The organism is Flavobacterium sp. R1_16 (assembly GCF_057652095.1).
Genome location: NZ_JBYFCG010000067.1, coordinates 1 through 230 on the forward strand (window position 1 = coordinate 1; position 230 = coordinate 230).

At 43.0% G+C, this 230-nt stretch carries 1 protein-coding gene; it reads right to left on the bottom strand.

Going from position 1 to position 230, the window contains the following annotated elements; translation table 11 throughout:
* Positions 1 to 50: 50 nt before the first annotated feature.
* The coding region (locus AC23L6_RS13455) for a putative Ig domain-containing protein (RefSeq protein ID WP_487570237.1) at positions 51 to 230 on the bottom strand (180 nt) is incomplete at its 5' end.

Below are 230 nucleotides of genomic sequence, written 5' to 3' on the forward strand. Positions count from 1 at the left end.
ACTGTAATTGAAATAGCAAACGACGTCGAACCACACGACTTATTTGCCGTTTAGGTATAAGTAGATCTACTTGTATTCACCGAAGGCGTTCCACTAATCACACCCGTAGCAGTATCAAAATTCAATCCATCAGGTAGACTAGGAGAAATAGAAATAAGGTCTGCACTACGACCAGGGATAGAAGGTGACAGTGGGGGAATTGCAGCGTTTTTAGTCCGAACATTAGGCGT